This is a genomic window from Streptomyces sp. NPDC004721 (assembly GCF_053601495.1).
The window spans coordinates 57,202-70,217 of record NZ_JBSGBZ010000032.1; the positions used below are offsets into that span (position 1 = coordinate 57,202).

Sequence of the window (13,016 nt, forward strand, 5' to 3'; positions counted from 1 at the left end):
CCCCTTGCATACGGATGTCAGCCCGCGGCCTTCTCAACGAACTCGGTGGTGAACGTCTTGCTGAGGTCCACGTTGCCGTTCTTGATTTCGGGCTTGAACGCCTCGAGCACCTTCTCCACGGTCTCCGGGCCGTTCGCCGGCATGACGCCGTCCTTGGTGAACATCGGCAGCGTGCTCTTGATCGCCTCCGCGTAGAGCGTCTTGTTGCCCTGGGAGTAGTCGGCGGGCATCTTGGCGGCGATCTCGTCGGCGCTGTGGGTGGACATCCACTTGAGCGTCTTGACGAACGCGTTGGCCAGCTTCTGGACGGTCTCCTTGTGGCTGTTGACCCAGTCCGTCTGCATGTACAGGCTGGACGACGGGTACGGACCGCCTAGCGCCTCCTGCGACCCCTCGGGCGTCCGCATGTCGATCAGGACCTTGCCCGCCTTCTTGTCCAGGATCGTCGCGACGGTCGGATCGGTCGTCATGCCGGCGTCGATGGAGCCCTTCTCAAGCGCGGAGATGAAGGTCGGGCCTGCGCCGACGGCGACCGGCGTGAACTCGCTGATCTTCACCCCGTTCTTGACCGCCAGGTACTTGGTGAGGAAGTCGGTGGAGGAGCCGAGGCCGGTGACGCCGAGCTTCTTGCCCTTGAAGTCCTTCGGTGAAGTGATCTTGCTCGCCGCCTTGTTGGAGACGACCTCCACCTCGCCGGGCGCGTGCGAGAACTGCACCACGGATTCGACACTCTTGCCCTTGACCTGCAGGTCCAGGGTGTGGTCGTAGAAGCCGACGGCGCCCTGGACCTGGCCGGAGACGAGCGCGGTCTCGGCCTGGACACCGGCGGGCTCGCTCAGCAGCTCGACGTCCAGGCCCTCGTCGGCGAAGTAGCCGAGGCGCTGGGTGAGCATCGCGGGCAGGTAGATGACCTTGTCCAGGCCACCCACCATGATCTTGACGTGCTCGCCCTTGCCGCCGCCTCCACCCTTGCCGGAGTCGGTGGTGGAGCTGGCCTGATCGTTGGCGCAGGCGGTGAGGGAGGACAGGGCGAGCAGGCCGGCGGCGGCCGACGCAGCGAATCTGGCGGTCTTGCGCATGAAGGTTCACGTCCTTGTGAGAGGCGGTGCGAGAAGAGGAAAGGCTTCGGCGGAGGGCCGGTACGGCAGTGGGCCGTCAGTCTCCGGAGTCCGTCGGCTTCCAGCGGAAGATGCGGCGCTCGGCGAAGGTGAGCAGCCCCTCGGCGACGAGCGCCACCGCGGCGAGGATGACCATCGCGGCGTACACACCGGCCGCGTTGAAGGTGCCCTGGGACTGCGCGACGAGCAGGCCGATGCCCTTGGTGGCGCCGATGTACTCGCCGACGATCGCGCCGATGAGGGCGAAGCCGAAGCTGACGTGCAGGCTGGTGAAGATCCACGAGGTCGCGGACGGGATGACCACCTGGAGCGTCACCCTACGGTCGCTCGCGCCAAGGATCCGGGCGTTGGCCACCAGGTTGCGGTCGACCTCACGGGCGCCCTGGAAGGCGTTGAAGAACACCGGGAAGAAGACCAGGACCACGGCCGAGGCGACCTTGGAGACCGGTCCGAGGCCGAACCAGATCACGAAGATCGGGGCGAGGACGATCCTCGGGATGGAGTTGAGGACCTTGATGTAGGGGCCGAGGACGTCGGCGAGGAACGTGATGCGGCCCAGTGCGATACCGAGGATCACACCGGCCACCACACCGAACACCCAGCCGAGCAGCGCCTCGTAGAGCGTGTACCAGATCTGCTCGCCGAGTGAGCCGAGCGAGGTGCCGTGCATGATCCAGGTCCAGATCTGGTCCCAGATCTTCGAGGGCATCGAGAAGTTGAACGGATCGATGACCTCGGCCCGGGACAGTGCCTCCCACAGGCCGAGCACGGCCACCAGCACCAGGACGCGGGCGGAGCCGACGGCCACCTTGCGTTTGCGGGCGGCGCGGGCCCTGGAGTGCGCGCGGTCCGGGGTCTTGACCGTTTCGGCGACCGGAGTGCTGAGAACCTCAGGCGACATGGGCGGCACCTCTTTCACGGGTGATGCGGACCTCTTCGCCGAGCGACTCCCAGATCTCGCGGTAGATGTCGATGAACTCCGGCTGCAGGCGCACCTGCTCGACCTTGCGCGGCCGCGGCAGGCCGATGTCGAAGACCTGCTTCACGGTCGCGGGGCCGGCGGTCATGACGACGACCTTGTCGGCCAGGGCGATGGCCTCCTCCAGGTCGTGGGTGACGAAGACGACCGAGGCGCCCGTGCCCTCCCACAGCTCCAGGAGCTCGTCCGACATCAGCGCCCGGGTCTGCACGTCGAGCGCCGAGAAGGGCTCGTCCATCAGCAGGATCTCGGGGTCGTTGACGAAGGTGGAGGCGAGGGCGACACGCTTGCGCTGGCCGCCGGAGAGCTGGTGCGGGTAGCGGTCCTCGAAGGCGGCGAGTCCGACCCTGGCCAGCCAGGCGCGGGCCTTCTCCTTCGCCTCGGCCTTCGGCACGCCGCGGAATCGCGGCCCGGCCATCACGTTGGACAGCACCGAGCGCCAGGGGAAGGTGGCGTCCTGCTGGAAGACGAAGCCGACCTTGCCGCCGACGCCGTGCACCGGCTCACCGGCCACCAGCACGTCACCCTCGGTGGGCTCCTCCAGCCCGCTGACCAGGGTCAGGGTGGTCGACTTGCCGCAGCCGGTGGGGCCGACCACGGCCACGAACTCGCCGCGGCGCACCGTGAGGTCGAGGTCCCTGACGGCCGTGTGCAGGCCCCCTGACGGGGTCCTGAACGTCTTGCTGGCGCCCCGCAGTTCGATGGCGGGGCTGGTGTCTGTGCTCATGACCCGGGACGGTAGATGTGGCCCCGGCCACAGCAGCAGTCTTCTGAGCGCAAGCCGTTCTTTTGCTCGCAAGCACCTGTTGTGCTCGTTTTGCGCGCGCTACAACAACGGAGCCGAACAACGGCTCAAAGCCCATGTGGCCTTGAGGGAAAGAGGCCCGATGATTGACGTCCTGGTGGTCGACGACGACTACCGTGTCGCTGAGATAAACGCCAAGTACGTGGGAAAGGTTCCCGGCTTCCGGGTCACCGCCCGCGCGCACAGTGCCGCACAGGCCCTGACCACCGTGCAGCGCGGAGGCATCGCCCTGGTCCTGCTCGATCACTACCTGCCCGACCGCACGGGTCTGGAACTCGTCCACCGCATGCGGGAACAGGGCATCGGTACCGACGTCATCATGATCACGGCAGCCGGGGACGTGGCGACCGTCCAGCAGGCGATGCGCCTGGGCGCGCTGCACTACCTGGTCAAACCGTTCACCTTCGCCGCGCTGCGCACCCGCCTGGAGTCCTACGCCGCCCTGCGCCGCACCGTCGACCGCGTCGGCGGACACGGCGTCACCGGGCAGGAGCAGGTGGACCGGATCTTCGGCGCCCTGCGCACCGCGCCCGCGCCCCCGTCCCCGGGGCTGCCCAGCGGCCACTCGGAACCGACGACGGACCTCATCTGCGGTGTGCTGCACCACGCCGACCAGCCCCTGTCCGCCCACGAGGTGGCCGCCCGCACCGGCCTGAGCCGCTCCACCGCCCAGCGCTACCTGCGCCACCTGGAACAGGCCGGACGCCTGCGCCTGTCCCTGAAGTACGGCGACACGGGTCGGCCGGAGCACCGCTACGCCTGGGTGGCGCCCTAGTGCTTCGACCGGAAAGGTTCACCGGCCCGCGGCGTCCGGCACGGCACTCCCCCAGCCTTCGGCCGGGGGTACCCCCACGCCGCGTTGTCGCATCACCCGAGTACATCCAGTACGCAGGCGACGCTCCGCCTCGCCATGCTTCCCCACAGCCTGAACGGCGCGGGAGGTACCCCCAGCACCGGACGCCGCGAGCTTCCCGGCAAACCTTTCCAGTCACAGCCCTAGCCCGGCCCCGGGCCGCACGGCAGTACGCCGCCGTGCGTCGTTACACGGCCCCCGCGCCCGTCAGCGACCGCACCTCCGTCTCGGCGTGCTTGGCCTCGTCCGGCGCCTCGGTGGAGGTGACGGTGCCCAGCCAGCCGGCGAGGAATCCCAGCGGTACGGAGACGATGCCGGGGTTCTCCAGCGGGAAGAGCTGGAAGTCGACGCCCGGGAACAGCGCGTCGGGGCTGCCGGAGACCACCGGGGAGAGCACGACGAGCCCGAGCGCGGGAATCAGCCCGCCGTACACGGCCCACACCGCGCCGCGGGTCGTGAAGCCGCGCCAGAACAGCGAGTAGAGCAGCACCGGCAGGTTCGCCGAGGCGGCGACGGCGAACGCGAGGCCCACCAGGAAGGCCACGTTGAGGTTGCGGGCGAGCAGGCCGAGGGCGATCGCGACCACGCCGATGCCGACCGCGGCGACGCGCGCCACGGCCACCTCGCCGCGCTGCCGGGCACCGCGGCGCCGCAGCGACGCGTACAGGTCGTGGGCCACCGACGCCGAGGAGGCGAGCGTGATCCCGGCGACCACCGCGAGGATCGTGGCGAAGGCGACCGCGGCCACCACCGCGAACAGGACCGTCCCCGCCGCGGAGTCGGCGCCGCCGCCGAGGTCGAGGGCCAGCAGCGGGACCGCCGTGTTCCCGGCCGCGTTGGACCCGCGCAGGGCGTCCGGTCCCACGATCGCGGCCGCACCGAAGCCGAGGACGATCGCCATCAGGTAGAAGCCGCCGATCAGCCCGATGGACCAGATCACCGAGCGCCGGGCGGCCCGCGCCGTCGGCACGGTGTAGAAGCGGGACAGGATGTGCGGCAGCCCCGCCGTGCCGAGCACCAGCGCCAGTCCGAGACTGATGAAGTCCAGGCGCGCGGTCAGGTCCCCGCCGTACTTCAGTCCGGGCACCAGGAAGGCGTCCCCGTGGCCGCTGCGCTCGGCCGCGGTGAGCAGCAGCCGGTCGATGTCGCCGTGGAACCTGACCAGGACGAGCACGGTCAGCACGACGGTGCCGCCCAGCATCAGGACCGCCTTGACGATCTGGATCCAGGTGGTGGCCCGCATCCCTCCCAACGACACGTAGATCACCATCAGCGCGCCGACGCCGATGACGGTCCAGGCCTGCACCCCTGCGCCGGTCCTGCCCAGGAGCAGCGCCACCAGGCTGCCCGCGCCCACCATCTGCGCCACCAGATACAGAACGGACACGGTGACCGAGGAGGTTCCCGCCGCGATCCGCGCCGGCCGCTCGCTCATCCGTGCCGCGACCACGTCGGCGAGCGTGAACCGCCCGCAGTTGCGGACCAGTTCGGCGACGAGGAAGAGCACGACCAGCCAGGCCACGAAGAAGCCCACCACGTACAGCACCCCGTCGTAGCCGAACAGGGCGATCAGTCCGGGGACTCCGAGGAAGGAGGCGGCCGACGCGTAGTCGCCCGCGACGGCAAAACCGTTCTCCATGGGTGAGAACAGCCGCCCGCCCGCGTAGAACTCCTCCGCCGATCCGTGCCGGTTGCGGCTCACCCAGGTGGTGATCCCCAGGGTGACCGCCACGAACACACTGAACAGCACCAGTGCCAGCGTCTGGTGGTTGCCCGTCACGAGTCACCACCGAGTGCGCCACGCGTCAGCTCCTGGGTGTCCCAGCGCAGTTCGAGCGCCGCCCGGTCCCTGCGCAGCCGTGCGTGCCGGGCGTAGGCCCAGGCGAGCAGGAAGGTGCTGAGGAACTGCCCGAGGCCCGCCAGCATCCCCACGTTCACCGCGCCGGCCACCGGCCGCGCCATGAACCCCGGCGCGGTCGTGGCGGTCACGACGTAGCTCACGTACCAGACGAGGAAGAGGGCGACCGCCGGCGTCACGAACCGCCGGTAGCGGCTGCGCACTTCCTGGAAGGCCGCGCTGCGCTGCACCTCGAGGTAGGCCTCGGCCGCCGTACCGTCCCCCGGCCCGGTCCGCTCCTCCCGGCGAGCCACCGGTACCGGTGCGGTGGGGGCTCCCGTGCCGTTGTCGTCACCCCAGCCGGAGGCCAGCGCGTCGTACCACGGGTCGCGGTACCTGATGTCCTCGGGCTGCGGGTCCTGGCCTTCGTCGGTTTCGGGTCCGTTCCCGGGACCGTCACCGCCGGCACGGAAGCGGTCGTTGCTTGACTGCATGCCCAAGGATGGACAGAACCGGAAGTTCCCTGACTTCTCTTCCCCCCGCTCTTCACCCCATCAGGTGACTCATCCCCGTCGGTGGCCGCGCCGGCACCGACACGTCGGCGCGGGCCTCCCCCGAAGGGAAGACCCGCGCCGGAAGGGACCGGTGCCCTAGGCGTCGATGCGCGAGCGGTCCAGGGTCGCGGCCGAGCTGGCGATGAACTCCTTGCGGGGTGCCACGTCGTTGCCCATCAGGAGGTCGAAGACCTGCTCGGCGGCCTCCAGGTCGGAGAGGTTGATCCGGCGCAGGGTGCGGTGGCGCGGATCCATGGTGGTCTCCGCGAGCTGGTCGGCGTCCATCTCACCGAGGCCCTTGTAGCGCTGGATCGAGTCCTTGTACCGCACGCCCTTGCTCTCGAACTCGAGCAGCTTGTCGCGCAGTTCGCGGTCCGAGTAGGTGTAGACGTACTTGTCCTGGCCCCTCTTCGGCTGGATCAGCTCGATGCGGTGCAGCGGCGGCACCGCGGCGAACACCCGGCCCGCCTCCACCATGGGGCGCATGTAGCGGTGGAACAGCGTCAGCAACAGGGTCCGGATGTGGGAGCCGTCCACGTCGGCGTCGGTCATCATGATGATCTTGCCGTAGCGGGCCGTGTCCAGGTCGAAGGTACGGCCCGAGCCGGCTCCTATCACCTGGATGATCGCGCCGCACTCGGCGTTCTTCAGCATGTCCGTGACGGAGGACTTCTGCACGTTGAGGATCTTGCCGCGGATCGGCAGCAGCGCCTGGAACTCGGAGGTCCGCGCCAGCTTCGCGGTACCGAGCGCGGAGTCGCCCTCGACGATGAACAGCTCGCTGCGGTCGACGTCGTCACTGCGGCAGTCGGCGAGCTTGGCCGGCAGCGACGAGGACTCCAGGGCCGTCTTCCGGCGCTGCGCGTCCTTGTGCTGGCGGGCGGCGATCCGCGTGCGGGCCGCGGCGACGGCCTTCTCCAGCACCACGCGCGCCTGTTGTGCGGCGTCGCGCTTGGTGGAGGTCAGGAACGCCTTGAGCTCCTTGGTGATGACGTTGTTGACGATGCGGCGGGCCGCCGAGGTGCCGAGGACCTCCTTGGTCTGGCCCTCGAACTGGGGCTCGGCCAGGCGGACCGTGACGACCGCGGTGAGGCCCTCCAGGGCGTCGTCCTTGACGATGTCGTCCTCGGCGACGCGCAGCATCTTCTTGGCGCGCAGCACCTCGTTCATGGTCTTGGCGACGGCCTGCTCGAAGCCGGCCACGTGCGTGCCGCCCTTGGGAGTGGCGATGATGTTGACGAAGGACCGCAGCGTCGTGTCGTAGCCGGTCCCCCAGCGCATGGCGACGTCGACGCCGAGCTCGCGGGTGACCTCGGTGGGCGTCATCTGGCCGTGGTCGTCGAGGACCGGGACCGTCTCCTTGAAGGTCCCGTGCCCGCTGAAGCGGAGGACGTCGCAGACCGCCCTGTCGCTCGCCAGGTACTCGCAGAACTCGCTGATGCCGCCGTCGTAGCGGAAGGATTCCTCGCCCTTGCTGCCGCCGTCGCCGAGGCCGTACTCGTCACGGACGACGATGGTCAGCCCGGGCACCAGGAACGCCGTCTGGCGGGCGCGCTGGTGCAGGTTCTCCAGGGACAGCTTGGCGTCCTTGAGGAAGATCTGGCGGTCGGCCCAGTAGCGCACACGGGTGCCGCTGCGGGTCTTGGGGATCTTCTTGGCCTTGCGCAGCCCGCTCCCGGCCTCGAACCTGCCGTCGGGTCCGCCCGCCGTGAACGCGCCGGGCACACCGCGCCGGAAGCTGATGGCGTGGGTGTGGCCGCCGCGGTCCACCTCCACGTCCAGCCGGGCGGACAGGGCGTTGACCACGGAGGCGCCGACGCCGTGCAGACCGCCGGAGGCGGCATAGGAGCCGCCGCCGAACTTGCCGCCCGCGTGCAGCTTGGTCATCACGACCTCGACGCCGGACAGACCCGTCTTGGGCTCGACGTCGACCGGGATGCCGCGGCCGTTGTCCCGCACCTCCACCGAGCCGTCGTCGTGCAGGACGACCTCGATGTGGTCGCAGTAGCCGCCGAGGGCCTCGTCGACGGAGTTGTCGATGATCTCCCACAGGCAGTGCATCAGACCGCGGCTGTCGGTCGACCCGATGTACATGCCGGGGCGCTTGCGCACGGCTTCGAGTCCCTCGAGGACGAGCAGGTGCCGAGCGGTGTAGTTGGAACCGTCGCGGTCTGCTCCTGCCAGCAGCGCTGTGGACGGCACGGACGTCTCGGCGGTCACGCGGTTCGCTCCTCGCTGAATTTCAGATGGGGCCCTGATGGGTAAGGGCACGGCTCGGGTAGCCGCTCAGAGAGTACCGAGGCCTGGTAGAGCCCTTGTAACGCAACCCTCGGCAGAAACACAGACTAGTAGAGAGTCGCATACACGTTCGATCCTTCAGCCGAGTGAAGCACATATCACGTTCCCTTCGAGGCATGAACCATTTAGGCTCCGGGCACGTCCTCATGAAACAACCGGCAACCCGGCCGGGGAGGACCGACCATGACCGACAGCGCGAACCCGTACGACACATAGACACGCAATACGGCACATTCGCCGCCAAACCGGCAGCAGCCGACCGCCCCGAAGAAGAATCTTCGAGGAAAAGCCACGATCGGGAACGTTTGGGGCTGGTTGGATGTTGACCCTGGTACGACAGCTCGTCGAGCTAGAGAAGAGGCGACGTGACTACTGTTCTGACCCCCGCGAGCCCACTGACGGCCGCTGATCGCTGCGACCGCTGCGGCGCCCAGGCATACCTGCGCGTCGTCCTGCTGAGCGGCGGAGAACTGCTCTTCTGCGCCCACCACGGTCGCAAGTTCGAGCCAGAACTCAAGAAGATCGCCGCCGAGATACAGGACGAGACCGAGCGCCTGACCTCCGTTCCGGCGAACGCCTCCGAAGAAGAGCGCTGACATCCCGCCCGACGAGCCTCCGGCGCAGGCCGGCGAACGGGCGGTCGCTCCTGGCACCCAGGAGCGACCGCCCGTCCTCGTGACCCGTGACGCCGGTCAGGACTTGCCTGGCGACAGGTGGGGCGCCTTCGAGCCGGCCCGGCTCAGCGCCCGGACCACCTCGGACACACGCGTGTAGACGCCGGGGCTCCCGGCGCGCCCGCAGCCGCTGCCCCAGGACACAAGCCCGATCAGCCGCCCTTGTGCGACCAGCGGGCCCCCGCTGTCCCCCTGACACGCGTCCCGGCCCCCGGCGGTCTCCCCCGCGCACAGCATGCTCTGAGGCAGGTATTTGCCCTCGCTGGTGCCCGGATAGGCCTTCTTGCACTCGGCGTCGGGCAGGACGTGGAGAGACGCGCCATGCAGGCTGTGGGCATAGGCGGCGGTACCCGTGGTGTCCCCCCATCCGTAGACCGTGGCGCTCGTGCCCGGCGAGTACGCCGGGTCGCCCGCACCCGCCATGGGGATGACCGCACTCTGTGGCAACGGCTCGGCAAGAGTGAGCACGGCGAAGTCACCGGCATTGGTGGTGGAGTCGTAACGCGGATTGACCCAGGTGCCGCGCACGGAGACCTCCTTGCCCTGATCGGAGAGCAGATCCGTACGTCCCGTGATCACCTTCAGATCCGGCGTCGGTGGCGCGCCCACGGCCTCACTGGACAGACAGTGGGCCGCCGTGAGCACCGCGGTGCGGCCGATGGCCACGCCCCCGCAGAACTGCCCCGCACGGGTGCCTCCGAACCGGTCACGACTGGAGAGCGCCACGGTCCACGGGCTCTGCGACACATCGACGGGGAATCCGCCGACGACAACGCTGTCGGCGGCGACGGGCGCCGCCGCGGCCAGCGGTATCGCGCCTTCGGCGGCCGCCAGGACCAGCGGCCCGATCAGGGCACGGGCAATACGGCGTCGCATGGATGCTCCTCACTCTCAGGCGATCACGGAACACCCAGAGTCATGCACAGTGGCGCGACGCGCAGCACGAGGGCCCGGCCCCCCGCAGGGGGCCGGGCCCTCGGTGTCATATGCCTGGACTAGTCGAGGTAGTCGCGCAGCACCTGCGAACGCGACGGGTGGCGCAGCTTCGACATGGTCTTGGACTCGATCTGACGGATCCGCTCACGCGTGACGCCGTAGACCTTGCCGATCTCGTCGAGGGTCTTCGGCTGACCGTCGGTGAGACCGAAGCGCATGGAGACGACGCCCGCCTCACGCTCGGACAGGGTGTCGAGGACCGAGTGCAACTGCTCCTGGAGCAGCGTGAAGCTGACCGCGTCGGCCGGCACGACCGCCTCGGAGTCCTCGATGAGGTCGCCGAACTCGCTGTCGCCGTCCTCGCCCAGCGGGGTGTGCAGCGAGATGGGCTCGCGGCCGTACTTCTGGACCTCGATGACCTTCTCCGGGGTCATGTCGAGCTCCTTGGCCAGCTCCTCCGGGGTGGGCTCGCGGCCCAGGTCCTGGAGCATCTGGCGCTGCACGCGCGCGAGCTTGTTGATGACCTCGACCATGTGCACCGGGATACGGATGGTGCGGGCCTGGTCGGCCATCGCGCGGGTGATCGCCTGACGGATCCACCAGGTGGCGTACGTGGAGAACTTGTAGCCCTTGGTGTAGTCGAACTTCTCCACCGCGCGGATCAGACCGAGGTTGCCCTCCTGGATGAGGTCCAGGAAGAGCATGCCGCGGCCGGTGTAGCGCTTGGCCAGGGAGACCACCAGACGGAGGTTGGCCTCCAGGAGGTGGTTCTTGGCGCGGCGGCCGTCCTCGGCGATGATCTCCAGCTCGCGCTTGAGCTTGGGGGCGAGCTTGTCGGAGTTCGCCAGCTTGTCCTCGGCGAAGAGGCCCGCCTCGATGCGCTTGGCGAGCTCCACCTCCTGCTCGGCGTTGAGCAGGGGGACCTTGCCGATCTGCTTGAGGTAGTCCTTCACCGGGTCGGCGGTGGCGCCGGCCGCGGCGACCTGCTGGGCGGGAGCGTCGTCCTCGTCCTCGTCGGAGAGCACGAAGCCGGCGCTCTCGGCGCCCTCGGGCTCCTCCGCCGCGCCCTTGACCTCCTCGAGCGCCTCGTCCTCGATGAGCTCGACGTCGTCCTTCTTGGCGGCGGTGGTCTTCTTGGCCGCCGTCTTCTTGGCGGCCGTCGTCTTCTTGGCCGCCGTCTTCTTGGCGGCCGTCGTCTTCTTGGCCGCCGTCTTCTTCGCGGCGGCCTCTTCCTCGACGGACGCGCCGGCGGCGGGCGCCGCCGGAGCGGCGGTGGCGGTGGCCTTCCTGGTGGTCACCGTCTTCGCCGCGACCGTCTTGGTGGCGGTGCGCTTGGCCGGACTCTTCGCTGCGACGCTCTTTCGGGTGCGCTTGTTGGGCTCCGCGGCACTGACCATCAGCGTCACACCCTCTTCCTCGAGGATCTGGTTGAGGCTGCGCAGTACGTTCTTCCACTGAGTGGCCGGAATCTGGTCAGCTTCGAAGGCCCGACGCACATCGTCGCCGGCGATCTGCCCCTCAGCCTTTCCCCGCTCAATGAGCGCCATGACAGAGACGGACTCGGCGATCTCCGGCGGGAGCGTACGGGATGTGCTGGCCGACACGAACAACCTCTCGGAACGTTGGAAAACGGCTTCCGGCCCCGTCCATCGCGGACAGGAGCCGACCACCGGCCTGGGGATTGGGCCGACGGCGCGGTTGGGGGCCGGGAAGTTGCACAGCGCCGTGTACGGCGTCCGTATTCCCTCCGCGGCTGTCACCTCTTAGGTCATCGCGTTGTACCCAGGAGTGTTACGCCCAATCTGCGTGGCCCCAGTCACACCCCGTAAGTGCGTAAAAACGGCCAGACGTGGGCAGATGGAGTGGGGTGGTTGCCACGAACACGACCCCACCGGCGGCTCGCCCCGGTCCCTTGTGGCCCCCGCCGGATCGCGGAGGGATGCGCACCCGCGGTCGGCCGGCGAACCGCCCCTCACGGGGCCCCGCCGGAGGACGGCAGGGCCCCAGCCGTGCCGCCCACGCAGGGACCGACGCTCGAGCGGTTCAGTGCTCGCGCGGCGCGGGGACCACCCGCTCGACCTCCGGGTGCACCGTGAGCAGTTGGCGCATGGCGCCCTCCGCCGCGGTGCCGTCGCCGCTCGCGATCGCGTCGACGATCCGGGCGTGCTGCGCCAGGGAGGCCTCGTTCGGCCGGTCGCAGCCCGTGACGGGGCCGCCGGACACCTGGAGGGCGGCCGAGACGATCCCGGAGAGGTGCTCCAGCATCCGGTTGCCCGCGATCTGGATGAGCAGCGAGTGGAACTCGGCGTCCGCGCGGGAGAAGGTGAGCGCGTCGCCCTGTCCCAGGGCGTGCCCCATGATCTCGACCATGTCGGACAGGCGCTGCTGGATGTCCTCGCGCCCGTGCCCGGCGGCGAGGCGCGCGGCGAGCGGCTCGATCGTCCAGCGCAGCTCGCTGAGCTCGCGGCGCTGGTCGTCGCGCTGCGGCCCGAAAGCCCGCCACTCGATGATGTCCGGGTCGAGGAGATTCCAGTCGCTGACCGGCCGCACCCGCGTGCCGACGTTCGGGCGGGCGCTGACCAGGCCCTTGGCCTCCAGGACCCGGAGCGACTCGCGGACGACGGTACGGGAGACCTCGAAGCGCTGGCCGATCTCCTCGGGCACCAGTGGACGGTCGGCGCCCAGGTCCCCGGAGACGATCATCTGACCCAGCTGCTGGACGAGTTGGCCGTGCAGTCCGCGGCCACGACTGCCCGCGGTGCGCCGGCCCACACGTCCCAGTTCCGGGTCGGCGCCCTCCCAGGTTGGGCTCGCGACGCGGTCGGGAGCGGGCGCCTCGGAGTAGGGGTAACGGTCGAGTCCGCCCGGGCCGGTGAGACCAGAGTCTGTGGAGCGGGCGGCGGTCATCATGGTGTGCGCAAGGGTACTCACGGATCCTTTGTCGGCGCCGTCTCCAACTCCC

Annotated in this window: 11 protein-coding genes; 2 read left to right on the top strand and 9 right to left on the bottom strand. The window is 69.4% G+C overall.

Annotated elements, in window-relative coordinates; genetic code table 11:
* Window positions 1-17: 17 nt before the first annotated feature.
* The 3 genes from ACWEK3_RS26855 to ACWEK3_RS26865 form a co-directional block, all read right to left on the bottom strand.
* Window positions 18-1,079 carry an ABC transporter substrate-binding protein gene (locus ACWEK3_RS26855; protein ID WP_390726324.1) on the bottom strand — a complete coding sequence of 354 codons (1,062 nt, stop codon included), beginning with the start codon at window positions 1,077-1,079 and terminating at the stop codon, window positions 18-20.
* Window positions 1,080-1,155: 76 nt separating this feature from the next.
* Window positions 1,156-2,019 (bottom strand): ABC transporter permease, encoded by an 864-nt coding sequence (locus ACWEK3_RS26860; RefSeq protein ID WP_390726323.1) that lies wholly within the window; start codon window positions 2,017-2,019, stop codon window positions 1,156-1,158.
* Window positions 2,009-2,824, bottom strand: coding sequence for an ABC transporter ATP-binding protein (locus ACWEK3_RS26865; RefSeq protein ID WP_390726322.1), 816 nt, complete (start codon window positions 2,822-2,824; stop codon window positions 2,009-2,011). Before ACWEK3_RS26865 ends, ACWEK3_RS26860 begins: the two co-directional genes overlap by 11 nt.
* Before the next feature lie 160 nt (window positions 2,825-2,984).
* Here ACWEK3_RS26865 and ACWEK3_RS26870 point away from each other — a divergent pair, with 160 nt between their 5' ends.
* Window positions 2,985-3,677, top strand: a complete 693-nt coding sequence (locus ACWEK3_RS26870) for a response regulator (protein ID WP_365435899.1) — start codon at window positions 2,985-2,987, stop codon at window positions 3,675-3,677.
* A gap of 265 nt (window positions 3,678-3,942) precedes the next feature.
* Here ACWEK3_RS26870 and ACWEK3_RS26875 read toward each other — a convergent pair whose 3' ends face one another.
* The 3 genes from ACWEK3_RS26875 to ACWEK3_RS26885 form a co-directional block, all read right to left on the bottom strand.
* Entirely contained in the window at window positions 3,943-5,535 is a 1,593-nt protein-coding gene (locus tag ACWEK3_RS26875; RefSeq protein WP_453250765.1) for a solute symporter family protein, read from the bottom strand.
* Entirely contained in the window at window positions 5,532-6,086 is a 555-nt protein-coding gene (locus ACWEK3_RS26880) for a DUF485 domain-containing protein (RefSeq protein ID WP_450539900.1), read from the bottom strand. The genes ACWEK3_RS26875 and ACWEK3_RS26880 overlap by 4 nt, the downstream gene beginning before the upstream one ends.
* Window positions 6,087-6,242: 156 nt before the next feature.
* On the bottom strand, window positions 6,243-8,366 hold the full coding sequence (locus ACWEK3_RS26885) for a DNA gyrase/topoisomerase IV subunit B (RefSeq protein ID WP_453250766.1): 2,124 nt from the start codon (window positions 8,364-8,366) through the stop codon (window positions 6,243-6,245).
* Window positions 8,367-8,809: 443 nt separating this feature from the next.
* Here ACWEK3_RS26885 and ACWEK3_RS26890 point away from each other — a divergent pair, with 443 nt between their 5' ends.
* A complete protein-coding gene (locus tag ACWEK3_RS26890) occupies window positions 8,810-9,040 on the top strand; it encodes a DUF7455 domain-containing protein (protein WP_141357618.1) in 231 nt (76 codons plus the stop codon).
* Between the two features lie 96 nt (window positions 9,041-9,136).
* Here ACWEK3_RS26890 and ACWEK3_RS26895 read toward each other — a convergent pair whose 3' ends face one another.
* The 3 genes from ACWEK3_RS26895 to ACWEK3_RS26905 all read right to left on the bottom strand — a co-directional run bounded on the left by ACWEK3_RS26895 (window position 9,137) and on the right by ACWEK3_RS26905 (window position 12,985).
* Complete coding sequence (locus ACWEK3_RS26895; RefSeq protein WP_450539905.1) at window positions 9,137-9,994, bottom strand: serine protease; 858 nt, start codon at window positions 9,992-9,994, stop codon at window positions 9,137-9,139.
* A gap of 119 nt (window positions 9,995-10,113) precedes the next feature.
* Window positions 10,114-11,658 (bottom strand): RNA polymerase sigma factor, encoded by a 1,545-nt coding sequence (locus ACWEK3_RS26900; protein WP_450539907.1) that lies wholly within the window; start codon window positions 11,656-11,658, stop codon window positions 10,114-10,116.
* Between the two features lie 439 nt (window positions 11,659-12,097).
* A complete protein-coding gene (locus ACWEK3_RS26905; RefSeq protein WP_453250767.1) occupies window positions 12,098-12,985 on the bottom strand; it encodes a FadR/GntR family transcriptional regulator in 888 nt (295 codons plus the stop codon).
* Window positions 12,986-13,016 lie beyond the last annotated feature (31 nt).

What these genes read in the sequence shown, in the direction of transcription:
- ACWEK3_RS26855 (WP_390726324.1), bottom strand. Translation starts at nt 1,079, where the DNA reads ATGCGCAAGACCGCCAGATTCGCTGCGTCGGCCGCCGCCGGCCTGCTC.
- ACWEK3_RS26860 (WP_390726323.1), bottom strand. Translation starts at nt 2,019, where the DNA reads ATGTCGCCTGAGGTTCTCAGCACTCCGGTCGCCGAAACGGTCAAGACC.
- ACWEK3_RS26865 (WP_390726322.1), bottom strand. Translation starts at nt 2,824, where the DNA reads ATGAGCACAGACACCAGCCCCGCCATCGAACTGCGGGGCGCCAGCAAG.
- ACWEK3_RS26870 (WP_365435899.1), top strand. Translation starts at nt 2,985, where the DNA reads ATGATTGACGTCCTGGTGGTCGACGACGACTACCGTGTCGCTGAGATA.
- ACWEK3_RS26880 (WP_450539900.1), bottom strand. Translation starts at nt 6,086, where the DNA reads ATGCAGTCAAGCAACGACCGCTTCCGTGCCGGCGGTGACGGTCCCGGG.
- ACWEK3_RS26895 (WP_450539905.1), bottom strand. Translation starts at nt 9,994, where the DNA reads ATGCGACGCCGTATTGCCCGTGCCCTGATCGGGCCGCTGGTCCTGGCG.